This window comes from Micromonospora sp. NPDC005087 (assembly GCF_042872965.1).
Taxonomy (GTDB): Bacteria; Actinomycetota; Actinomycetes; order Mycobacteriales; family Micromonosporaceae; genus Micromonospora.
This window is the reverse complement of record NZ_JBIALB010000029.1, coordinates 1-23039: the sequence shown is the minus strand read 5'-3', so window position 1 is coordinate 23039 and position 23039 is coordinate 1. Positions and strand designations below refer to the sequence as shown.

Genomic DNA, 23039 nt, shown 5'->3' with positions numbered 1-23039 from the left:
CCGCCGGCGGTGCCGGCCGAGAGAGCCGGCCGGAACAGATCGAGAGACAAAGGAAGGAGTACGCGGATGCGACCCGTTGCCGACGTGCTGCTCGACGTGGTCCGAGACTGGGGCGTCGGCCACTTGTTCACCTGCCCCGGCAGCACCGAGGCGGCCGTCCTCGACGCGCTCGTGGTCCGCGACGACGTCGAGTTGGTCCTGACCACCCATGAGGCGGTCGCGGTGTCGATGGCCGACGGGCTGTCCCGGGCCACCCGCGCACCGAGCGTGGCCTATCTGCACGCCAACGTCGGGCTGACCAACGGGCTGAGCCACCTGTACGCGGCGCAGCTCGCGTACTCGCCGGTCGTGGTGCTCAACGGGCTGAAGCCGAGTTCGATCCAGGCCCGTGGCGGCTTCACCACCGGCCGACGGATGCGTGACCTGGTCCACCAGTACGTCAAGTCGGACTGGCAGTCCCTGACGGCCGACGGCATTCCCGAGGACGTCAACCGTGCCTTCCGGACCGCGGTAACGGAGCCCGCGGGACCGGTGTGGGTGGGGCTGAGCCAGGATCTGATCGAGCAGAGCACCGAGGCGGCTGTCTCGGAGGTCGGGACGTACCGGTTCGACTCGCGCACCGTGCCGTCGCCGGCCGCGGTCGCCGCGGCGGCCAGGCTGATCGCGTCGGCCCAGCGGCCGGTGCTGATCGCCGGTAGCGAGCTGGCCCGGGCCGGCGCCGTCGACGAGCTGGTCAAACTCGTCGAGGCACTCGGCATCCCGGTCCTGCACGAGGACCGGCGGGGGTTCGAGCGGCCCGGATTCCCGACCGACCATCCGCACTTCAACGGGCAGTACGAGCCCAACCACCCACTGGTGCGGCAGGCCGACCTGCTGGTCTTCCTGGGCGCCCGGTTGTTCAACGAGTTCGAGCCGGCGCGCGTACCGCCGATCCCGCCGGGCGCCCGGGTGATCCACAGTCACACCGATCCGCAGCACGTGGCCGCGATCCACGGGGTCGACGTCGGCCTCGTGGGCGACCAGCGGCTGCTGATCGAGGCGCTGCTGGCCACGGTGCCGGTGCCGATCGGGCCGCGCGAGATGCCGGCGTACCCGGGTCAGGGCGAGCGGACTCCGACGCGGACTTCCGGCGGCGCGCTCCGGCCGGCGGACGTGGTGGACGTGATCACCGAGTCGATGCGGGGAGCCGCCCTGGTCGGTGACGCGACGACCGCGGGCGGCGTGTTGCAGCAGCGGGCCGGGCAGCGTACCGGCGACGACTACTTCGTCTCCACCTCCGGGTCCCTCGGCTGGGGCATGGGCGCGGCGCTCGGGATCAAGCTGGGGATGCCGCAGCGCCAGGTGGCCGCCGTCCTGGGCGACGGCGTCTTCCAGTTCGGGATGCCCGCGCTCTGGACCGCGGCCAGACGCGCGATCCCGGTCACCTACGTCGTGCTGAACAACCAGCGGTACGCCGCGGTCGGAGCCGCGCTGCGCCGGCTCGGCGGGCACGCGGTGCAACGCCAGGATTATCCGGGAACCGACATCGCCGGGCCCGCCATTGCGGACGTCAGCACGGCTTTCGGCGTACCGGGGCAGCGGGTCGACTCGCTGGGCGATCTGCGGGAGTGCCTTGCCAGAGCGCGCGGGCTCGACCATCCGACGTTGGTCGAGGTCATGACCGACCCCGCGGATTTCGGGCCGTAGCCGTGGACCCGATCTCCCGGGGGCGCGGTGGCCTGGTACTCATCATCGGCGCGGGCATCGGTGGCCTGGTGCTCGCCCTGGAACTGCACGATGCCGGCATCCCGTGCCGGATCTACGAGGCGGTGCCGGAGATCCGTCCGCTCGGGGTGGGCGTCAACGTCCTGCCGCACGCGTCCCGAGTGCTGTGCCGGCTCGGCCTGGAGGACGCCCTCACCCGGGTGTCGGTGACCACCCGGGAACCCGTGTTCTACAACCGGTTCGGTCAACTCATCCACCGCGAGCCGAGCGGGCGGTACGCCGGGTACGACCATCCGCAGTTCTCCATCCATCGGGGCGATCTGCAGCGGGTGCTGCTCGACGCGGTGTACGACCGGCTGGGCGCGGACGCGGTCGTGCTCGACCACCGCTGTACCGGCGTCACCCAGGACGACCACGGCGTACGGGCGCGGTTCCGCTGTTCCAGTACCGGCGAGGCGCTGCCGACCGTCGCCGGGAAGGTGGTGGTGGCCTGCGACGGCATCCACTCGACAATCCGAGCCCAACTACACCCGGACGAGGGTCCGCCCCGGTACTCAGGGATCAACATGTGGCGGGGAGTCACGGTTGGCCCGCCGGTCCTGACCGGGGCGAGCATGATCCGAGCCGGCTGGCTCGATCGCGGGAAGATGGTCATCTATCCGATCCGGGACGACGTAGACGGGCGGGGGAGTCAGCTCATCAACTGGGTCGCGGAGCTGGAGATGCCGCGGCACGTGGAGCGCGACTGGGGCCGGCACGGTCGGCTCGAGGACTTCGTCGGCGCCTTCGAGGACTGGCACTTCGACTGGCTCGACGTCCCGGCGATGCTGCGCGGCACCGAGTTGGTCTTGGAGTATCCGATGGTCGATCATGATCCGCTGGACAGGTGGACCTTCGGCCGGGTGACGCTGCTCGGCGACGCGGCGCACCCGATGGTGCCGCGCGGGTCCAACGGGGCCGGGCAGGCGATCCTCGACGCGCGGGCACTGCGCCGGGCACTGACGACCATCGACCACCCGCGATCGGCGCTGCGGGCGTACCAGGAGCAGCGGCTGCTGATCACCGCCCAGGTGGTCCGGACCAATCGCAGCACGCCGCCCGACGCGATCATCCGCGAGGTCTGGCAACGCACCGGGGACCAGCCGTTCGACCGCATCGAGGATGTGATCAGTGCGACCGAGCTGGAGTCGATCTCGCGGCGCTACCAAAAGGTCGCCGGCTACTCACCAGAGGCGCTGCGCGGCAGCGACTGAGCCGCGTGCTCCGGCGATGGAGCAGCGGCCGGATCCGGCGACGGAGCACCAGCCAGAAAGGACAGACGGATGACCCTGACCACGCGTTCCGAGGGCGCTGGCGACGTCGGGGCCCCGGACGGCCCGCGCCAACCGGACCGTACGCCCGAGCTCGACGCCCTCTACCGAGGGTTCGAGGCCGAACTGCTGGTGCCGTTGTGGACCCAGATCGACGACCTGATGCCCATGCAGCCACAGCCGAAGGCGCTGCCGAAGGCGCTGGCACCACCTGCTTCCGCTCGCCGAGCGGGCGGGTGCACTCGTGCCGGTCGGCCGGGGCGGCGAGCGCCGGGCGATCGCGCTGGCGAATCCGGGCCTGGGCGGGCTGCCGTACGCCACCCCGACGCTGTGGGCCGCGGTCCAGTACCTCGGCCCCCGGGAGAACGCGCCGGTTCACCGGCAAACCCAGAACGCCTTGAGAGGAAGTGTCAAGTGAAGCTCGCGACGCTGCGCATCAACGGGGGCACCCGCGCGGTCCGGCTCGCCAGCGACGGGTACGTCGACCTGGGCGTCGCCGACGTCGGCGAATTGTTGTCCCGCAACGACTGGGCGGCTCTGGCGTCGGCGTCCGGCGGACCGACGTACCCGGCCGAGGGTGCCGACCTCGCGCCGGTCGTACCGCGACCCGGCAAGATCGTGTGTGTCGGGCTGAACTACCGCAACCACATCCTGGAGATGGGACGGGAGTTGCCGCAGTTCCCGACCCTGTTCGCCAAGTATTCCGAGGCGCTCATCGGCGCCGCCGACGACATCGCGCTGCCGGCCGAGTCCGACGCCGCCGACTGGGAGGCCGAACTGGCGGTTGTCATCGGCTCCACGGTGCGCCGTGCCATCGCGGAGCAGGCCGCCGCGGCGATCGCCGGGTTCAGCGTCCTGAACGACGTCACCATGCGCGATTGGCAGTACCGGACACCGCAGTGGCTTCAGGGCAAGACCTTCGAGGCGACCACACCCTTCGGTCCCGTGCTCGTCACCCCCGACGAGTTGCCCGGCGGGGTCCGGCCGGCGCTGACCATGACCGCGTCGGTCGACGGAGAGCTGATGCAGAAGGTCGACACCGCCGAGCTGGTGTTCACGCCGGCCGAGCTGGTGGCGTACGCCTCGGCGATCTTGACCCTGCGGCCCGGCGACGTGATCGCGACCGGTACGCCCGGCGGTGTCGGATACGCCCGCACGCCGCGGCGCTACCTCGGCCACGATTCGCGGCTGGTGACCGAGATCAGCGGGATCGGGCGACTCGACAACCGGGCGGCGCGATGAGCATCCGGGACTGGATGGACCAGGGGACCAGGTTGTTCCTGTCCGCGGTGGATGGATTGAGTGACGACCAGTTCAACGGGCTGACCGCGCTGCCCGGCTGGACCCGTGCGCATGTGGTCGCCCACGTGCACTTCAACGCCGAGGCGCTGCGCCGGCTGACTCGCTGGGCCCGCACGGGGGAGGAAGTCCGGATGTACGCCGACCCGGTCCAGCGCGCCGACGAGATCGAAGGCGGAGCCCTACTCCCGCCGGCACAGTTGCGGGAACTCGTGCACACCTCCGCGCTGGCCCTCGCCGCTGACCTTGACTCGCTGTCACATTCGAGCTGGAGCAACGAGGTGGTCACCGCGCAGGGGCGGACGGTACCCGCGACAGAGATCCCCTGGATGCGAACCCGGGAGGTAACGGTGCACGCGGTGGACCTCCGGGCCGGCGTCGGGTTCGCCGACCTGCCGGACGACCTCAACGCCATGCTGGCGATCGACGTCGTCAAGAAGCGGTCGTCCAGCGGTGAGGCCGCTGTGCTCGCCGAATGGCTCACCGGGCGCACAGCCGCCAGCCCCACCCTGGGCCCCTGGCTGTGAGCCCACGGGCACGGCAAAGTCGATGATTGGGCTTTTATGCTGGTAGCGGCTCCAGGTGTTTGAGGACGCGGCGGTTCTTGCGGGCGTTGTGGCGTAGTGGGCGGCGATGTTGGTTCGGTGCCGACCCGTGGCACCTCAGTCAGGGTTTGCGGGCGACGCCTCCGTAGACGGAAGCGTCGGCGGCGGACGGGCGCGGCTGCGGCTCGTTTTGGTCAACTGCTTCAGCAGCCCATCCGGGCCCGTCAGCGACAGACCGTGTTCCTTGGCCGCCCGGACCAGCTCCGCCGCGGCCTTCGCCTCCGCCGACAGCTCAGGCCGCTTCTTCCGTCCAGTCACGTCATTCAGTGTCGCGGTCATCACGGCACCCTCCTCACCAGGCACAACGCCCCGGCAGGTCAGGCCGGAAACACCGTTAGATCCACACTCCCGCGGCTCGAGCTTGGCAGCTGCATCGGTCGATTGGTGTGAGGGCGACGGCAGGTTGGCTTGGACCTTCGCCACCATGACGGTGCCGGGCCACCCGCCCCGGTTCCACCGGCGAGAGGGTAACGACGCGGACAGCGTCGCCCGGCCGGGTGGCGCGAATCGATATCTTCTGACTGACACAACGGCGAGGGTTGCCGTGTGATGGTCGATCATTCCTAGAGGCGAAGGTCGTGGCGGGATTGTCACGGGGGTCCTGTTGCTTGCCGGATCGATGAACGCGTTGTACCCGGGTGGGGGCCGAGGTCAGATCGCCTGGGCGAGGTCAGCAAACGCCGTCGACACTCGCGTTGCCGGCGGGGCATCGACGGCGAGTTCGTAGTGGCCGCGTCGTAGGTTCTGCATGAAGGCGTGTCCAGCGATGATCACCTGCGTTGTCCTGTCGGTTCGTAGTCCGCGCATCGGTCTCAACCGGTGTTTGAGGTGGCTGTGGTCGGCCTCGATTGGATTGTTCGCGTACCGTTCGACGTGGTGCCACGCCTGCGGGATCAGCTCGTCGAGCACTCTGGGGTAGACCGGCGCGGCGTCGGTGACGACCTCGCTGGGTGTCACCTTCAACGTCGACGGCGCCCGGCGGAAGAACCGGCGTGCCGCGTTGGCGTCCCGTCGGGTGGAGACGAGCACGTCGATGACCTGCCCGTACTGGTCGACCGCTCGGTACACGTACCGCCACACGCCGTTGATCTTGACGTAGGTTTCGTCGACGAACCACCGGTCACCTGGGGAGTGCCGGCAGAATCGGGCGGCGTCGGCCAGCAGTGGAGTGAACCGTTGCACCCACCGGTAGACCGTGACGTGGTCGACCTCGACTCCGCGTTCAACCAGCAACTCTTCAACATCGCGGTAGGAGAGGTTGAACCGTAGATACCAGCGGACCGCGACGACGATAACCTCGGACGGGAAACGGAAACCGGCGAACGCCGACTTCGGTGGCAGCCACGGTCGCGGACGGGTCGACAGCTTCACCAGTCGAGCTTGCCTTGGCCTTGCCAACGCTCAACGCAACAGAGCCAGCTAGGCTGACGCGCCCCGGCGGGCAGCGTTGGACACCCTCGCCTGCCATAACAGCACAGTCGGAACGACCACGAGCTCAACGCCCAGGGCGCCGAGGAAGATGGGGTGCGGCCAGCCGGAGACGGCGGCGGCAAGCAACCGGGCCAGACCGCCGAGAAACGCCGCGCCGAGTGCGACGCGCAGCACGGCGGTAGCGTGTTGCACCGTCGGGATCGCCCACCACACCACCACCCCCGCAACGAGCCAGAATGCGTTGGTGAACCGGTATTCGCTGTCCACGGTGGCGTCGACTGGACCGCTACCCGGTAACGCGGTCGGCCCTGCCAACATCCCGTACAGACCCGAAGCCACCGCGACCGAGGCCAGGATCGCCAGTACGACTTGCAAGCTTCGCTTGCTCACCAAATTCTCCCTCGTCCGCCGCGCTCGCCACCGATGATCTTCCGATAAGTACGAGGCAACGATGTGGTGCGGAGCCTACCGATCGGGCGTATCCATCACTCGCTCGCTGTCCGCTCCGCCGGCATCGACGAACCACCGGTGGCCGGCCGCTCCGGGTCATCATGGTGAGTTGGCTGCGGCTGGTGCAGCGTTGGGGGCGTTGACGGTGGCGCGTTCAGAGGGGGAGTCTTGAACCGCAGTGTGAGGGCCACGAGACCTACGATGAGCGACACGCCGCCGCCGAGGAGGAAGGTCGATCGAGCGCCGAACTGTTCGGCGACCCAGCCCGGGTCTGACAGGCTGATGCAATCATCTGGGCGTGAGTTGTAGTTTGCCATGAATGGCGATCATGGATTTGTGGTCGACGTCGGCCCACCGATACGAACCCCCATGCCTACGGTAGGCGGGTCGCGATGGGTAGGCGCACGCCGTTCTCTTGGTGACGGTAGGTCCCATGGTGGGGGAGCGGGGTGCGGCGGGACCCTGGCGACGTCCTGTCGGCGTGCCCCCCCGTTTACCCCTCGAAAACCGCCGCCTGCGGCTGACAAACAGTGACAAGAAGCGATCATTGTTTGGACGTGTCTGTGCAGCTCGGCGCCTATTTCCCGACAGCTAATGACAAGGTCGGAGTGGCTACGGTTGGTAACAAGGGGTCGTCGGTTCGAATCCGGCCGTCCCGACAGCGAGAGGGTCTCCGCAGGTCAGAGCCTGTGGAAACCCTCGTTTTCATGATTGAGTTGGTCAAGGCGTCTGTGTGCCGGGTGCTCGTGGAGCCCTTGACTCGGCGGATCCCTCGACCCTGCGGGTCCTAAAGCCCGCACTGCGGACGGCCGGCCTGGCATCTTTCGTTCGGCCCTCGGCCGTTGCGCTGGTCAACTGCTGGTCGTGCACGTTCTGGGACCGGATGCCGTACTCCGAGGCGCCGAGGTTCAGGTCCGTCTTGCAGCAGCCTCCGGCTTTGCAGCCGACGATGCCTTCGGATGACGCGTCACGGACCGCAAACGTGCAGGAATGCACGAGGACCCCCCGCTGGCCAGCGGCGCGCCGGTGTGCGCGGACCATGGAAGCGGGCAACGAGTTCACTGTGCGAGTTGGGCAGGCCGCCGAGCGGTCGAGTCGCGAGAACGCCTCCCGCCACCGATGGATAGGGTTGCTGGTCGACGCACCGGGAAGGGGACGGATGGCTGCAGCAGCATCAGGGCCCACGTTCGGGCTGGACGAGTTTGGTCTTGACGACCGGATGCGGCTGTTCGGCTACGTCACGGCCGATAATCGGTTCGCCTACCTGTGGCTGCTGCGCGCCTTCGACGCGGCGCGATCCAGCTACCAGGTCGTTCTTCACACCGCCGAGGTGGCCGCCGCGCTCGACGCGCTCCACCGGTCGAACCCCGACTGCCCCGACCCGGCACAGCTGGAGCTGCCGCGGCTGCTCGACGCCCTGGTGGAATGGGGCGTGCTCGACCGCAGCCAGGATGGGACGCGCGCGACAACGCTGGCCGAGTACCGCAACCGGCACTCGGTCTACCAGTTTACGGAGGCCGGCTACCGGGCCCACCGGGCGGTGGAGGCCGTGCTCTCGGCGACCATGGACGACGCGACGCTGTCCCGGTTGGTCTTCGCCGACCTGTTGGCTGACCTGAAGGCGCTCGCGGTGGCCAACGACGCCGGCGACGCCGAGGAGGTCTACCGCAAGTTCAACCGGCTCGACCGGGCGTTGGCCGACATCGCCGAGCGGGCCGCCCGCTTCTACCACATGCTCGGTGACCTGGGCCGCACCAACGACGTACGGCCGGAGGCGTTTCTCGCCCACAAGGACGCTCTGCTGGCCCACCTGCGCGACTTCCACGACGAGCTGCAGCGCTACACCCCCCGGCTTCGCGAGGCGGTGCACGAGGTGGAGGCGACTGGCTTGGAGCGGCTGGTCGAGGCGGCGGCCGAGGCAGACGAGCGGCTGTTCCACACCCCGGTTGAGCGGCTGGAGGACTGGCGGCGCCGGTGGCGTGGGTTGCGATCGTGGCTGGCACCATCCTCGCCGGAGCAGAGTAGCGAGGCCGACCGGCTGGGCGACGCCACCATCGCGGCGATCGGCGACGTGCTGGCGCTGCTGCGTCGGGTGACCGAGGCCCGCCGCGGCGGGGTGAGCCGGGAGTCGCAGCTGCGCCACGTGGCAGCGTGGTTCACCCAGGTTGCCACGCAGGAGGCGGCGCACGCGCTCTTCGATGTGGTCTTCGGGCTCGGCGCACCCCGACACGTCGGCGTGGCACATCCGGATCCGGAGGCGATCGCCAGCCGGCTGTCGTGGTGGGAGGCGCCGGCGGTCGAGCTGTCCCGCACGCTGGTGGCGACCGGCCGTGCGCCGGGGCAGGGCAGGGGTCGGCCGGCCCGCCTGGACCGTGGCGACGACCGCCGGCACCGGCTGCGCGGCGACCAACTGGCCCGGGAGCGGCGGTTGACCGACGCCGCCGCCGTGCTGGCCGCCGACGGGGTGACGACCGGACACCGGCTGGACGAGCCGCAGGCGCAGGTCCTGCTGCGGCTACTCGACATCGCGCTCGCCGCCCGGGTTGGTGGCGCCGCCGCGGTGCCGTTGGCTGCGGCCGCCCACGGCGTCCGGCTCACCCTCACCCCGACGCCGGGACGGTTCAGCACGGTGTCCACCGCCGCCGGGCAGCTGCACCTCGATGGGTACGAGCTGAGGGTCACCGCCGCGCAGCACACCGCCGTCCGCCGCGAGTTGGTGCCGGCATGAGCGCGGCCAGCGAGCGGACGCGGTCGACAATCGGTCACCGGTTCGCCGGCGACATCTCCGAGCTGGAATTGGCGGACTACCAGCGCGCCGTCCGGCTGGTCCTGCGCCACCCGTTGATCACGGCGACCTGGCCGGACGAGCGGGCGCTGCCCCGGGTACGCCGCTTCGCCGCCGCCCTGCGTCGGGATCTCGCCGAGGCCTTCGGCTATCGGCTGGAACTGCACGGCGCGACGGCCCGGCTGGTCCGGGTGTCCGACGGGCTCGACGCGACCCAGCCGGCGATGTCCCGGACCGGGCGTCCGTTCGACCGGCAGCGCTACGCGTACCTGTCGTTGTGCCTGGCCGTGCTGGGCCGCGCCGGCATCCAGATCACCCTCAGTGAGCTGGCCGACTCGGTCGGCGGCGACGCGAACCGGATCACCGGCCTGGGGTTGGACCCGGACCACGGGCCGGACCGGCGGGCGTTCGTCGACGCGGTGGGCTGGCTGGAGGAGCGCGGTGTGATCCGGCTTGCCGACGGTTCCAGCGTCGCCTGGGCCAGCGACCCCGGCTCCGGCGAGGCACTGTACGACGTCGCGCGGGACGTGGTGTTCGCGCTGTTCCGGCCGACCCGCGTGCTGCAACACGTCGAGTCGGTGGCGGCGCTGCTCGACCGGACGATGGCCAGCAGCGGCAACGCCGAACGCCGGGCCGCCGCGCAGGCCGCCCGGCGGGCGGTGGTGGAGTCGCCGGTGGTCTATCACGCCGACGTCGAGCCGACGGTCGCCAATCACCTGCGCGGGGCGGCGCTCGCCACCGACCTGGCCCGGCTGACCGGGCTTCGGGTGGAGCGACGCGCCGAGGGGGTGCTGTTGGTGGACACCGCCGGGTTCACCGGGGAGCGGTTCCCGGGCACCGGTTCGGTGGCGCAGGCGGCGGTGCTGCTGTTGGTGGAGATGGCCGACCGGATCGCCGACCCGGACGGCCGCCGGGTCAAGCGGCTCGCCCCGCCCGACCCGCTGAGCCGGCAGCAGGCGATGGTTGACCGGGTCGACGCCGGTCTGCCCACCGCCACCCTGGTGGTGCTGGACGACGCCGCCGCGGACCATCCGTACCCGGTGGACGGCGGCGGCAACCCGGACGAGACCGATGGCGGCGGCCGGCTGCCGTTCATCACCGACAGTTTTCTCCGCGAGGCGGTCGGTGAGATTCTGCGCCGGTACGGTTCCGCGTTCGGGGCGCAGTGGCACGCCGACCCGGAACGGCTGCGCACCGAGGCGGTGGCGCTGCTGGAGCGCTTCGGCGCGACCACCACCGTGCCGGGCGGGGTGCTGGTCCTGCCGTTGGCGGGCCGGTACCGCCACACCGTCGCCGCGGTCAGGCAACGCGCCTCCGCCGAAACCCTCTTCTGACCTCGGGAGGTAGATCGTGATCGAGCAGCGCACCGTCCGCCGGTTCGCCCCCACCCGGGCTGGGATCATCAACCTGTGGGACTACCGCGACGAGGAGTTCCTCTTCGTCGACGGGTGGTTGGTGCTGCGTGGGCCGAACGGCTCCGGCAAGACCAAGGCCTTGGAGGTCCTCTTTCCCTTCGTCCTCGATGGGCGGATCGAGCCGCGCCGGCTCAACCCGTTCGCCAGCGAGGACCGGACCATGAAGTCGAACCTGCTGTACCGGGGGCAGGAGGTCACCCACGCGTACGTGTGGATGGAGTTCTGCGACGGCGAGTCATACGTGACGGTCGGCATCGGCCTGCGGGCGCACCGGCACGTCGACCGGGTGACCCGCTGGCACTTCGTTGTCGACGGCCGGGTCGGGGTGGACTTCTCCCTGCTGGATGCCGACGACCGGCCGCTGAACCGCCGCGACCTGATCACCCACCTGGGCGCCGACGCGGTACGGGACTCGGCGGAGGATTACCGGCACCTCGTCGACGCCCGGCTGTTCGGACTCGGTCCGGCCCGTTACGAACAGTTGCTCGACCTGGTGCTCACCCTCCGTAAGCCACAGCTGGCCAAGGACCTCAACCCGGTCGAGTTGTCCCGCACGCTGCAGCGCGGCCTGCGTCCGGTCGAGGACCACCTTCTCGTGGAGGCGGCCCGCTCATTCGACGACATGGAGGCGGTCGCCCGTACCCTGGAGGGGTTGGTGGCGGCCGACGGTGCCACCGCGGCCTTCCTGACGGTCTACTCGACCTACCTGCGCACCCACGCCCGGGCGGCGGCCGACATCCTGACGGCCCGCCGTGAGGCGGTCGCCGCGCATTCGACCGGGCTGGTCGACGCCCGCCGCGTCGCGGGGGAAGCCGTTGAGGCCGAGTCGGCGGCCACCGCGCGGCTGCGCGCGGTCGAGGGCGAGCCGGGTCGCCTCCGGGCCCACCTGGACAGCTTGAAGAGTTCGGCGGCATACCAGTCCCACGAGCAGCTCGCCGACCTTGAACGGCACGTGCACGACCTGGCCGAGGCCGCGGACCGGGCCGGCCTGGCCGTCACCGTCGAGCAGGACGCGGTGTCGCGGCGGCGCGGCGAGTGGGAGCGCGCCGCGGTGGCGACGCGCGACGCGCGGGCCGCCGCCGACCGGCTCGCCGCTGACCTGATACTGGACGCCGAGACCGCCGGGATCACCTGGAGTGCCGCCGACACCGACGCCAGTGATCTGGCGGCACGGCTCACCGCCCGCACCGGTGCCCGCCGCGACGACGTACGCGCCGTCCGAGAGCAGTCGGCCCGGCACGGCCAGGCCGAGCGGGACCACGACCGGGCGGCGGCCGATGCGGCGGGCTCGGCGGAGGCTGTCGTCGACGCCGAGCAGGCCGAACAGCGCGCAGAGGCTGCGGTCACCGACGCCCGCGCGCAGGTGCACGCCCAGGTCGGGAAGTGGGCGGACGACAACTCGCGGCTGCTCTCCGACCTCGGGCCGCCCGACGGTACCGCCGCTGGGCGTGGCCTGGCGGCCCGGCTGGGCGAGGCCGTCGATGCCGCCGGTGAGCCCGGCACGCACACGCTGCGGGAGGTGTACGCCGCAGCCACCGCCGCCGGCGTGACGCAGCGCCGGGATCGGCTCGCGTTGTTGGCAGCCCGCCGCACGGCGCTGGATGACCGGCGAGGTGAGGTCGTCGCCGAACGTGACCGGATCGCGGACGAGCACGACGACGCGCCACCCACCCCGGCGACCCGTCCGGCGTCGCGCGCCGGCAGGTCCGGGGCACCGCTGTGGCGACTGGTCCGCTTCACCGACGCGGTCACCGGAGCGGACGCCGCAGCCATCGAGGCGGCCCTGCACGCCGCCGGCCTGCTGGACGCCTGGCTGCACCCGGAGCCGGACAACCTGACGGCCGGGCTGGCCGGTGCCGACCTGGACGGCTACCTGCTGCCACTGCCAACGGGTCGTCGCCCGACCGGCCCCACCCTCGCCGACGTGCTGACCGCCGAGGACCAAAACGATGTACCCGTCGCCCGGATCACCGACGTGCTCGCCTCGGTAGCGTTGGCCGACGCGGTCACGCCGGAGGCCACCGCGCCGGTCGTGGTGGGCGTGGACGGCCGGTACGCCCAGGGCGTCGGCGTCGGCCGGTTCGCCAAGATGGAGTGCGAGTACATCGGCGCGACTGCCCGGGCGGCCCGCCGCGCCGCCCGGGTCGCCGAGTGCGACCGGATCCTGGCGGTCGTCGACGCCGATCTCGGCGCGCTGGACCGCGACCTCGCCGCCGACGAGCAGCTGCTGGCCGCCGTGGACGCCGCCGGAGCGCAGCTCCCGCCGATCGCGCCGATCCAGACGGCGCTGCGCGAACTCGATCGGGCGGCCGCGACGCTGCGCGCCCGCCAGGAGGCCGCCAACGCCGCCTCTGCCCGCCTCGACCAGGCCTTGGCCGAGCGGGCCGCCGCAGCCGCCGCGCTGCGCCGGGCCACGGCGGAGCGGTCCCTGCCGGTGGAGCAGCTCGACCAGACCGCCGACGCGGTGGATCGCTTCGAGAAGCGGGGCGTCCGGCTGGAGAGCGCCCGGCCGGCCGCGGCGCGCGCCGCCGAACAGGAAGACCAGGCCCAGCTGCGGCACGACGAGGCGGTGGACCGGCTCACGGTCGCGCAGGACGCCGCGCGTGCCGCCACCGCCCGGCACGAAGAGAAGGCGGAGGCGTACGGGACGCTGCGGTCCAGCGTCGGCGCCGAGGCGGAACGGGTGCTGGCCGGCGTGGCCCGGACCGCCGACGAGGTCATCGCCGTCGAGCGGGCCGTCGAGAGTGCCCGGGGCGACGTCGGCGCCGCCCGGGAACGGCGGGCCGCCGCGGCGACCCGGGTCGAGCTGGGCGAGCAGGCCCTCGCCGCCGCGGTCGCCGAGGCGCACCACGACGCGCTGCGGCTGCGCCCGTACGCTCAGCCGGACCTGCTCGGTCTGCTGCGCTGCCCGACCGGGCTGCGCTGGCCGGTCCGGACCGAGTCCGCCGGTGAGGAGGGCTCGCAGCTGGACCCGCAGGTGGCCGCGCTGCACGAGGCGATCCTGGCCGCCACCCGGGAACTGAGCCCGACCGAGACGTCGCTCAAGCAGAGCGCGACCCGGCTGACCACCGCCCTGACCGAGTTGCAGGCGCAGCTGCCCGCAGCCGGGCTCGATCACCGGCCCGAGTGGGACACCGACGACGGTGTCATCGTGGTCCGGGTCGCCGACGAGCAGGGGCTGACCCCGGTGGCCCACTTCGCGGACCGGATCGCCCGCGAGCGCCGCGATCAGGAGCAGCTGCTCACCGACGCCGAACAGCGGGTGCTGGAGGACGCGCTGCTGGGCCAGCTGGCCCGGCAGATCCACCACCGCACCATCGAGGCCCGCGATCTGGTGGAGGCGATGGACGGCCAGATGCGGGCGCGGCGGATGTCCTCCGGACTCACCGTCGGTGTCGGCTGGCGGCTGGCCGACGACCTCGACGCCGAGCAGCGCGAGGTCTGCAAGCTGCTGGAGCGCGACCCGGCCCGGCTCGGGCCGGGTCAGCTCACCACGATGCGCCGGCACTTCGCCGCCCGGATCAAGGCGGCCCGGGCGACGGCGCCTGAGCGGCCGTACCGGGAGCTGTTGGGGGAGGTGCTCGACTACCGGCAGTGGCGGACCTTCGCCTTCACCCTGCACCGTCCCGGCGGCGGCGCGGAAGCCCTGACCCGGGCGCGGCACAGCCAGCTCTCCGGCGGCGAGCAGTCGATCTCGCTGCACCTGCCGCTCTTCGCCGCCGCCAACGCCCTGTTCGGCTCGGCGCGGCCGGACGCGCCCCGTCTGCTCGGCCTGGACGAGGCATTCGCCGGGGTGGACGACACTGGCCGCGGCGAGCTGATGGCCCTGGCGAAACAGTTCGACCTGGACCTGTTCATGACCGGGTACGACCTCTGGGCCACCCACCCGGCGGTCAGCGGCGCGGCGCACTACGACCTGTCGCACTCCACCCTGGAACACGCCGTGTCCACCGTGCTGCTGGTCTGGGACGGCTCGGTCAACGTGGCCGACTTCGACGGGACGCTGACGCGGGCGCTCGGCTCGCCGGAAACCCGCCGGGCGTCGGGCCGTGACACCGCGCTCGTCGAGTTCGGCCTCGGCGACGAATGAGTGGCGGTGAGCAGCAGCGCCCGCCCGGCCGGGTCGGGTGGGCGCAGCTTCCCGACGCACCCGGTTGGCGGCGGCTGCTGTCCGTCGCCCGGCGCAGCCTGGAACGCACGGGCGGCCGGCTCGACACCGCCGTCTCCCTGAGCGCGCCCACGGACGACGAACGGCTCCTGGTCATCGGGCTGACCGGCAGCCACCGCTCCGCCGGCGCCGGCCGGTTCACCGTACGGCTGTCGGACGTGGATGCGCATCTGCGCGGCGTGTACGGAGTCGGCCTGCCGGAGGTGCTCGCCGCGGCGGCTCCGCTGCGGAACCGGCCGGCGGACGCGAAGCGCGAGGCGCTGGCGCGGGACGCCATCCTCACCGTGGCCCACGAAGGCCGGCACGCCGGCACCGACTGGTACGCAGGCTGGCTCGAAGGACTTCGTCGGGACGGTACCCTCACCCGGGCCGTCCGAGCCGGGCTGCCGTTCGAGGACGTGGTCCGCGTGCTGGACGCCTTGCCTGCCGCGGACGAGCCGATGCCGGTCTTCGCCGACCGGGTGCTCAACGACACGAAGGCCCTCGCGGACGGGGCGCTACGAGGGCTGGTTCTGCGCGCGGTCGCAGCCTGGCAGCGGGCGCCCATGCCGGCCAGCGGCGAACAGGAAAGGGCGCTGTGGGAGTCCGTCGGCCTGGTCCCCGACGACCTGGCCAGCCAGGTGCTGGTGCTCAATGTGCCCGCCACCGGTGGCCTGCTCGGGCGGTGGTTGACCGATGCCGCCGGTTCCGGCGTGCCGATGCGGGTCACCCTGCACCAACTCCGCCTGGCACCCCTCGCCCTGGCCTGTGCAGAGGTCTTCGTCTGCGAGAACCCGGCTGTACTGCGCGCGGCGGCCACCGCCCTGGGGCCGCGAGCGCCGGCGCTGGTCTGCACCGAAGGCGTGCCCTCGGCCGCAGTGCACACGCTGCTGCGCGCCGCGACGGGCGTAGTGATCCGCTGGCGCAACGACTTCGATTGGACCGGCGTACGCCTGACGGCAGCGGCCCTCGACCGGTATCCCAATGCGGTTCCGTGGCGGATGACGGCAGCCGACTACGTGCCAGGAGCCGGCACCGGTCCCGACCTGATCGGAGCGCCGGCCGTAACGTCCTGGGATCCGCCACTGCAGGAGGAGATGCGAAAGGCGGGTCGAGCGGTCATGGAGGAACGTTTGCTCGATGCACTCCTCGCCGACCTATGCAAGGCCGGCGGTGACGCCAGCAGGTGAGGATCCCCAATGGCCTGCAGACCCGACGGTGGCGATGATGTCCATGCACCGACGTGGTGAGCTCCTCGCGGCGGCGCCGGGTCGTGACGACGGCTAGTGAACGGGACCAGGAGTAATGGGCGGTCCAGTCGGCGTCGAGTGTGTAAGCGGGCAGCCCGACCCCTTTACTCGGCCGGGTATGCTGATTGGCGACCTGGGAGAACGTGCTTGAGTACGCCGCGGTGGCCTTCAACTACTGGGGGTCAAGGGGTCGTCGGTTCGAATCCGGCCGTCCCGACGCAGGTGAGGGGCCATCTCGGAAGATCGAGACGGCCCCTTTGTCGTACCTGGGTGACTAACTGAGTGACTATGCCTCAGCGTCGAAGATCCGGTCCATGGCGACAGCGCCGCTCAGCAGCACCGGCCGCAGTTGGTGCCGGTAGACGCTCTCGGTGACAGTCGTGCCGGAGTGGCCGCAGAGGCGGCGATCTGTTCAAGGCTCATGCCGCTGTCCGACAGCAGGGACACGAAGCTGTGCCAACTCGTTTCCTCCACCTCCGGCAACGGCGGCGGATCGGAGACGTCATGTGTCTCGTACCGAGGTTCGATCCGCGGCGGCAGCCGGCGGAACCGGTTGTCCATGCCACCACAGTCGCAGACGCCGCCAAGGCAACCCCGGGCCAAGGGCTATCGCCGTACAGCACGGAAGTGCAGCAACGAGCTGGACCGTTGGAACCCCAGACCGGCCGGCCGAGGCTCCCCACCTCCGTACGGAACCGTAGGCGACCCTGTACCGTGCCAAACTCATCGCACCTGGTGTGAGCTGCTGTTTCGCGTCCCTGGCACAGGATGGCGGGCGTGTTGGTTCGGTTGCTGTACTTGAGCGCGGTGCGCGTGTTCGGCTGGCTGTGGCAGGCCACGCGGAGCGAGGCCGCGATGGTCGCGGAACTGCTGGTGCTGCGCCACGAGGTTGCTGTACTGCGACGCCAGATCGGCCGGCCGCGGCTGTCGTGGCCGGAACGCGCGGTGTTGTCCGCGCTGGTCCGGGCCCTGCCACGAGAACCGTGGAAGCACCGGATCGTCACCCCGGCGACTCTGTTGGCCTGGCATCGCCGACTGGTCGGCCGACGCTGGACCTATCCGAACCAGCAGGGACGGCCACGGATCAGCGACGAGATCTGTGACCTGGTGCTGCGCCTGGCCCGGGAGAACCCCGGCTGGGGGCACCGGCGCATCCAAGGCGAACTCGTCGGCCTCGGCCACCGGGTCGGCGCCGGCACCATCCGCCGCATCCTCGCCGGATCGAGTGTCGGCCCCGCCCCGCGTGAGCTCGACACCAATTGGCGGACATTCCTGCGCGCCCAGGCGGCTGGGCTACTGGCAACCGACTTCTTCCACATCGACACCATCACACTACGGCGGCTGTACGTACTGTTCGTCATGGAGGTCACGACCCGGCGGGTCCACATCCTCGGCGTCACGGCCCACCCGACCGCTGCCTGGGCCACCCAGCTGGCCCGGAATCTGGTGGTGGACCTCGGGGACCGTACGAACCCATTCCGATTCCTGATCCGCGACCGCGACGCCAAGTTCACAGCTTCCTTCGACGCCGTGTTCGCTGCCGAAGGCATCGACGTCGTGAAGATCCCGCCGCGCACACCTCGGGCGAACGCGTTCGCGGAGCGTTTCGTGCGCAGCGTCAGGGCCGAGTGCACCGACCGGGTCCTGATCTACAACGAACAGCACGCCCGCACGGTGTTACGCGACTATGAGGACCACTTCGACCGGCACCGGCCGCACCAGAGCCTGGACCAGCATCCACCCGACCACGACCCCCGTGCGGTCGTCGCGATCGACAAGCCGATCCGGCGGCGCCGCGTCCTGGGCGGCGTGATCAACGAGTATCACCGGGCAGCTTGAGCTACTCGCAAATTCGCAGCTCACAAGCCTGAAACAGAGTTTTGGCACCGTATAGGATCGCCATCGTGCCCAGATTGCGGCCGGTAGGCCCGCCGCCCGAACTCAGCCGCGGCACCACGGACGCTGATCAGCGAGATCGTTTGACCATCCGACGTGCTCGGCCCGGCTTCTTCCGGCCTCTGGCTCAGTCTGCCGGCAAGCGTCCGAGCCGGGCTCGAGCAAGCAGCCCAGCATTGCGTCGACGCTACCGACGAACGGCAGTTCCTTGCCACCTGGTTCGTGACCGAACTCGACCTCCCCGACCTTGCCCCTGCCGGAAACCCCATCCGCCCTGGTCGGACCCGGTGCGTGGGTCGGGGGCGGAATGGTGGCTGGTCAGCGGAGAGCCGCCGAGGCGCGGGCGCCCGCGAGGTTCGCCTGGCGCAGGACGATGGTGGTGGCTGGCTCGGGCGGTGTGCCGAGCGCGGTCAAAGTCTCCCGTACGCGGTGCACGGTTCGTCGCAGCGCGGCCGGGTCACGGCGTTGCGTCTCCACGGCCAGCAGCAGTCGCATGCAGCGTTCGGCGTACGGCTCCACCGCCAGCGCTCGCTGGGCCAGGTCCCGGGCGGCGGTGGTGTCGCCTTCGGCCAGCCGACGTTCGCCGAGCGTCAGGGCCGCCTCGGTGAGTTCCGCCAGCATCGACGCCCGCACGGTGTCGAAGTCCGGCAGGCCGAAGAGTTCGACGAGCGGTTCTCCCTGCCACAGTCCGACGGCCGCGGTCAGCGCGGCGTCGGCGGCCGTCGGTTCACCACGGCGGCGGGCCCGTCCGGCCTCGTCGAGGTGATCCCGCAAGTCGGCCACGTCGATCGTGAGTGCCTTCGATCGCACCAGCCAGACTCTGCTCCGATCGCTGCGCAGGTGTCCGCCGCTGTCACCGGCCGGACGGTCCGCGTCCAGGACGCGGCGCAGATAGGTGAGGGTCACCCGAAGGTTGCGGGCGGCGGCGTCCTGGTCGAGGCCGGGCCAGAGCAGATCCATGAGGCGGACCCGGTCCATCTCACCGTGCACGGCCAGCACGGTGAGGAGTTCCCGTACGCGGCGGCGGCTCAGGTCCGGCGGACGCACCTGCGTGCCGTCGACGAACAGCCGCAGGGGCCCGAGCGCCTCGATGCGGGTCCGGCCGGCCGGGGTGGCGGGGACGGCGGCGAGCAGCCGGCGGGCAGCCGTGGCGAGCGCCGGCCGGGGGTGATCGGTGAGCGGGAGCAGTGCGTCGTGCGCGGGCCGGTCGAGATGATCGGAGAGCCACTGCATGAGCTGCCGTCCGAACGGCAGGCCGGCGGCTTCCGCGTGGGCCGCGAGTTCCGCGGACCACGGCAACGGGAAGGCGATGAGCACCGTTTCCGGATCGACGTCTCCGGTGGTGGTGATACGCCCGGCTCGGGCGGCGAGCAGCAGGCGCGCGGCGGCTTGGACCCGTTGGTGGGACGGCCCCAGTGGCTTAGCGTCCCACAGGCGGCGGGCTTCGGGTGACAGCACGTAGCCGTACGCGAGGAACCTGCGCAGGTGCACGGCTGCCACCGGGTCGGACAGGGGATGCTGGGCCAGGAAGTCCTCGATCCGGGTGCGTGCGGCTGCCTCGTCACCGTGCAGAACGGCCCGTGCGGCTGCGGCGGTCGCCAACATGGCCGCGTCGCGGGTGTCGGCGCCCAGCCCGCTCTCATCCAGCTGCGCCGACACGTGACGCAGCGCCGTCCGGTCGCCCAAGGAGGCGGCGACCACCGCGGCGAACGCCAGGAAGTTGAAGCGGTAGCGGTCATTGGCGTCGGCTTCCGGCAGGTACGGCGGCTGCGTCGAGCGGTGCCGGGCTGTGCCGGGTAGCAGATCGGCGGGCCGCCCGGCCATCCAGCGCGCGAACTGTGGCATTCGGCGCACGTGGGCGTGGGGTGAAGCCGCGAGATGTCGTTCGGCGAGGTCGGCCGCCTCGTCCGCGCGTCCGGCGAGCAGGAGCAGGTAGACGTGGAACCGTACGACGATCTTCCCGGGCTGTTGGTCGATGTCGGCGGCCGACAGCGCTTCGACGGTGGCCAGGGCGTCGTCGAGCGAGCCGAGCAGCTCGTGGATGGCTCCCCGGACTCCGGCCATCAGCAGCCGCAGGGTGGGCAGGTCGTCGGCGCCGGGCAGGTCGAGGGCCGCCTGGAACAGCTCGCCCAATCGCGACTCGTCGCCGCGGGCGTGTGCGGCGATGGTCGCCAGGCTCAGCGCCGCGGTCTCGGTACGGACGTCGCCGGCCCGGTGGGCGTCCTCCGCCACGGCGTCCACCATGCGGTCGACCTCGATGTCGTCGGCCCGGGAGGCGTACCGGGTGGCGGCGGTCAGCAACTGCAGACCGGGCCGGCCGTGGTCGGCTTCCGGCACCGCGGCGAGCCAGCGCACGCCGGTGTCGTGGGGGAACGTCGCCAGGGTCGATTCCACCAGCGACGTCGCGGCGCGGTCGAGCAGGGCCACGTCGCCGGCCGTGATGGCGATCGTCCCGGCACGTAGCGCGTCACCGCGTTCGAGGAGTAGGTCGGCGGCCTGCGCGCGGACGGCGGCCACCCGGTCGGCGGGCAGCAGCCGGGCGAGTGCACCGGTCCAGAGCGGATGCGCGCGCACCTCGTCGTCGCCGAATCGCGACACCAGCGGCACCCGCGCGGCGAGCAAATCGAGATCTGTGCGCACGCCGGCGAGGGTGAACAGGGTGTCGCCGTCGGCGGAGCCGAGAACGGCCAGGTGCAGCAGCACCTCCCGATCGGCGTCGGTCAGGGTGGAGAGCACCTCGTCCCACAGATAGTCGCGGGCGATGCCGGCTGGCACGGCCAGGGTCAGCCGCACCATTGCCGGCCAGCCGCCCAAACTGTTCACGTCGGCGACCGGGCGGTCGGCGTGCAGCGCGACCCGGTCCAGTTCGGAGGCGTCGAACGCCAGGTCGGACTCGTCGAAGCAGCGGATCCGGTCCGCGGCGTGCAACCGGGCCAGTGGCACCGGCGGGATGCTGCGCCCGCACAGCACCAGATGCGCACCCGCAGGCAGCCGGGTGACCAGATCCGCGATGAGACGGTGACCGGAGGAGTGCGGCGCCACCTCGTGGACGTCGTCGAGGATCAGGCAGGACTCGAGCGGTGAGCAGGAGCGCAACGCCTCCAGCACGGTGTCCAGCGGACCCGCCGCCAGGGCGTCGAAGCCGACCGCACGGCAGATCGCCTCGGCCAAGCGGCGGGCGTCCTCGTCACCCGGCTCGCAGGTGATCCACGATTCCAGTCCGCGCGGGTCGGCGGCGTGCGATCGCGTCGCCTGCGCCAGCGCCGTCGATTTACCGAATCCCGGGCCGGCGACCACGGTCGTCACCGGTACGTCCCATCGCTCGTCGAGCCGATCGATCAGACGCGTCCGCAGGATCTCGCCGACGATCGCCTGCGGTGGCCCGTCGAGCTGCCGGGGCACCGGCGCCCGTACGGATTCGGTGCCCTGCCGAGGGTGCATAGTCCCATGAGGCGGCCGCGACGAGGCCCGGGACAAGGGGCGAGTCACGTATCGGACTGGCGGCCGCCTGGCTAACGATCGGCTAACGGCGCGGCACCACGCTGAGGACATCCATCAGGGCCACGGCCCACGAGCAAGGAGAAAGAGATGTCCGAAGCACGAGTCGCCAAGCACACCTTCGTCTACAACGGAGAGAGGTACTTCCGGGACAAGTCCGAGGACGTGCTGATGTGCTCCTACGGCGAGAAGGAGGACCCACTGGGCACCAAGGCGAGCCTCAACGTCACCAACCACGTCGACCGCGCCCTGCTGAAGGGCAAGGTCCGCTACGTCACCACCGCGGACGTCGAGTGGACCCGCCAGGCCCGGGCGGACGTCGAGGCCGAGGGCCAGCTGAAGTACTTCACCCTGGACGCCGCCGGCACCGCGACCTTCTCGTACGAAAAGGCCAAGAGTGGCCGGCTGAAGCTGGCGAAGTTCGTCATCGACGAGGGACCGCTGCAGTCGCTGCTGAACAACGACGCCACGGGCGCGCGGCGGTTCCTCGCCCAGGAGGGCAAGGACGGCCGGATCGTCTCCACGATCTGGGTCGTGGTGGAAGGCAAGATCGCCGAATCGTTCGCCGCCGCCGGCACGTCCACCGGCGCTATCGACGCCGAGGTCCTTTCCGCCGCCAAGCTGCGGCTCACGGTCAAGAAGTCGGGCAGCGCGAGCGGCACGACGGCGATCGTGCTGGAGGAGGGCACCACGTTCGCGTACCTGATGCACCGGGTCCAGAAATGGAACAAGGACAAGACCCACGTCGAGGAACTGGACATCGACGCCAAGGGCCTCAACTGACGTGAGGCCGGCCGCGTTGGCCCACCGCTTGGCTGTCTAGGCCGGCAGTGGGCCAACTGCCTGTGGCGCCCAGGAACCGGTCGTCGAGGGTCGCCACGTCGACGTCCGGTTGGTCGTGGACGGGCCAGGGTCATTGCGTTCTCGGGTAACTGCTGGTCACGGCCGCGATGAGGTCGTGTGGGCGGCGGTTGGCGCGTCGGGTTGCGCGGGCGATGTTGGTGTCGCCGTTGGTGCGGTGGTAGCCGATCGCGGTGTTACGCAGGGTTGCGATGGCGGCGGGTCTGGTGCCGGTGCGGGCCTGGGTGGAGGTCTTCACGGAAAGTGACGTCCCGGACGTGGTGGACCAGGTTCTCGATGTGCCATTCGCGGCGGGCCCAGTCCTGCAGGTCGGCGGGTTGGGCCTGGTCGGCGGGCAGGGACACCGTGTAGTAGGCGGTCTCGCGGCTGGTCTTGCCGTTGCTGGTGG

The 23039-nt window shown here is 71.1% G+C and carries 15 protein-coding genes and 3 pseudogenes; 11 read left to right on the top strand and 7 right to left on the bottom strand.

The window, feature by feature from the left end:
* Positions 1–66: 66 nt before the first annotated feature.
* The 5 genes from ACFYPS_RS33705 (at position 67) to ACFYPS_RS33685 (ending at position 4840) form a co-directional block, all read left to right on the top strand.
* Positions 67–1686, top strand: a complete 1620-nt coding sequence (locus ACFYPS_RS33705; protein WP_354967748.1) for a thiamine pyrophosphate-binding protein — start codon at positions 67–69, stop codon at positions 1684–1686.
* A gap of 2 nt (positions 1687–1688) precedes the next feature.
* On the top strand, positions 1689–2957 hold the full coding sequence (locus tag ACFYPS_RS33700) for a flavin-dependent oxidoreductase (protein WP_387330100.1): 1269 nt from the start codon (positions 1689–1691) through the stop codon (positions 2955–2957).
* 301 nt (positions 2958–3258) lie between these two features.
* Positions 3259–3432, top strand: a complete 174-nt coding sequence (locus ACFYPS_RS33695; RefSeq protein WP_354967746.1) for a hypothetical protein — start codon at positions 3259–3261, stop codon at positions 3430–3432.
* Positions 3429–4256 (top strand): fumarylacetoacetate hydrolase family protein, encoded by an 828-nt coding sequence (locus ACFYPS_RS33690; RefSeq protein WP_354967745.1) that lies wholly within the window; start codon positions 3429–3431, stop codon positions 4254–4256. The genes ACFYPS_RS33695 and ACFYPS_RS33690 overlap by 4 nt, the downstream gene beginning before the upstream one ends.
* Positions 4253–4840 carry a maleylpyruvate isomerase family mycothiol-dependent enzyme gene (locus ACFYPS_RS33685; RefSeq protein ID WP_354967744.1) on the top strand — a complete coding sequence of 196 codons (588 nt, stop codon included), beginning with the start codon at positions 4253–4255 and terminating at the stop codon, positions 4838–4840. Before ACFYPS_RS33690 ends, ACFYPS_RS33685 begins: the two co-directional genes overlap by 4 nt.
* A 204-nt stretch (positions 4841–5044) precedes the next feature.
* On the opposite strand, the pseudogene ACFYPS_RS33680 reads toward ACFYPS_RS33685, so the two are convergent.
* The 4 genes and pseudogenes from ACFYPS_RS33680 to ACFYPS_RS33665 all read right to left on the bottom strand — a co-directional run.
* Positions 5045–5197: pseudogene (locus ACFYPS_RS33680) on the bottom strand (IS256 family transposase); the annotation flags it as partial.
* Between the two features lie 372 nt (positions 5198–5569).
* Positions 5570–6259, bottom strand: coding sequence for an IS6 family transposase (locus tag ACFYPS_RS33675; protein WP_354967808.1), 690 nt, complete (start codon positions 6257–6259; stop codon positions 5570–5572).
* A gap of 78 nt (positions 6260–6337) precedes the next feature.
* Positions 6338–6739, bottom strand: coding sequence for a DUF4345 domain-containing protein (locus ACFYPS_RS33670; RefSeq protein WP_354967743.1), 402 nt, complete (start codon positions 6737–6739; stop codon positions 6338–6340).
* 95 nt (positions 6740–6834) lie between these two features.
* Positions 6835–7116 (bottom strand): hypothetical protein, encoded by a 282-nt coding sequence (locus tag ACFYPS_RS33665; RefSeq protein ID WP_354967742.1) that lies wholly within the window; start codon positions 7114–7116, stop codon positions 6835–6837.
* 842 nt (positions 7117–7958) lie between these two features.
* On the opposite strand from ACFYPS_RS33665, the gene ACFYPS_RS33660 reads away from it, so the two are divergent.
* From ACFYPS_RS33660 to ACFYPS_RS33645, 4 genes are read left to right on the top strand one after another with little or no spacing between them, the layout of a single operon-like run.
* Complete coding sequence (locus ACFYPS_RS33660; RefSeq protein ID WP_354967741.1) at positions 7959–9527, top strand: TIGR02677 family protein; 1569 nt, start codon at positions 7959–7961, stop codon at positions 9525–9527.
* Positions 9524–10918: a TIGR02678 family protein gene (locus ACFYPS_RS33655; protein ID WP_354967740.1), complete on the top strand. Its 1395-nt coding sequence runs from the start codon at positions 9524–9526 to the stop codon at positions 10916–10918. The genes ACFYPS_RS33660 and ACFYPS_RS33655 overlap by 4 nt, the downstream gene beginning before the upstream one ends.
* A gap of 16 nt (positions 10919–10934) precedes the next feature.
* Positions 10935–15089, top strand: a complete 4155-nt coding sequence (locus ACFYPS_RS33650; RefSeq protein ID WP_354967739.1) for a TIGR02680 family protein — start codon at positions 10935–10937, stop codon at positions 15087–15089.
* Complete coding sequence (locus ACFYPS_RS33645) at positions 15086–16336, top strand: TIGR02679 family protein (RefSeq protein ID WP_354967738.1); 1251 nt, start codon at positions 15086–15088, stop codon at positions 16334–16336. The genes ACFYPS_RS33650 and ACFYPS_RS33645 overlap by 4 nt, the downstream gene beginning before the upstream one ends.
* A 346-nt stretch (positions 16337–16682) precedes the next feature.
* On the opposite strand, the pseudogene ACFYPS_RS33640 reads toward ACFYPS_RS33645, so the two are convergent.
* A pseudogene (locus ACFYPS_RS33640) lies at positions 16683–16852 on the bottom strand (site-specific integrase); the annotation flags it as partial.
* Between the two features lie 321 nt (positions 16853–17173).
* On the opposite strand from ACFYPS_RS33640, the gene ACFYPS_RS33635 reads away from it, so the two are divergent.
* Positions 17174–18235, top strand: a complete 1062-nt coding sequence (locus ACFYPS_RS33635) for an integrase core domain-containing protein (RefSeq protein ID WP_387330093.1) — start codon at positions 17174–17176, stop codon at positions 18233–18235.
* 375 nt (positions 18236–18610) lie between these two features.
* Here ACFYPS_RS33635 and ACFYPS_RS33630 read toward each other — a convergent pair whose 3' ends face one another.
* Positions 18611–21733, bottom strand: coding sequence for a BTAD domain-containing putative transcriptional regulator (locus tag ACFYPS_RS33630; RefSeq protein WP_354967736.1), 3123 nt, complete (start codon positions 21731–21733; stop codon positions 18611–18613).
* 147 nt (positions 21734–21880) lie between these two features.
* Here ACFYPS_RS33630 and ACFYPS_RS33625 point away from each other — a divergent pair, with 147 nt between their 5' ends.
* Positions 21881–22573 carry a hypothetical protein gene (locus tag ACFYPS_RS33625; protein ID WP_387330090.1) on the top strand — a complete coding sequence of 231 codons (693 nt, stop codon included), beginning with the start codon at positions 21881–21883 and terminating at the stop codon, positions 22571–22573.
* Positions 22574–22827: 254 nt separating this feature from the next.
* Here the strand turns inward: ACFYPS_RS33625 and ACFYPS_RS33620 are convergent.
* A pseudogene (locus ACFYPS_RS33620) lies at positions 22828–23039 on the bottom strand (ISAs1 family transposase); the annotation flags it as partial.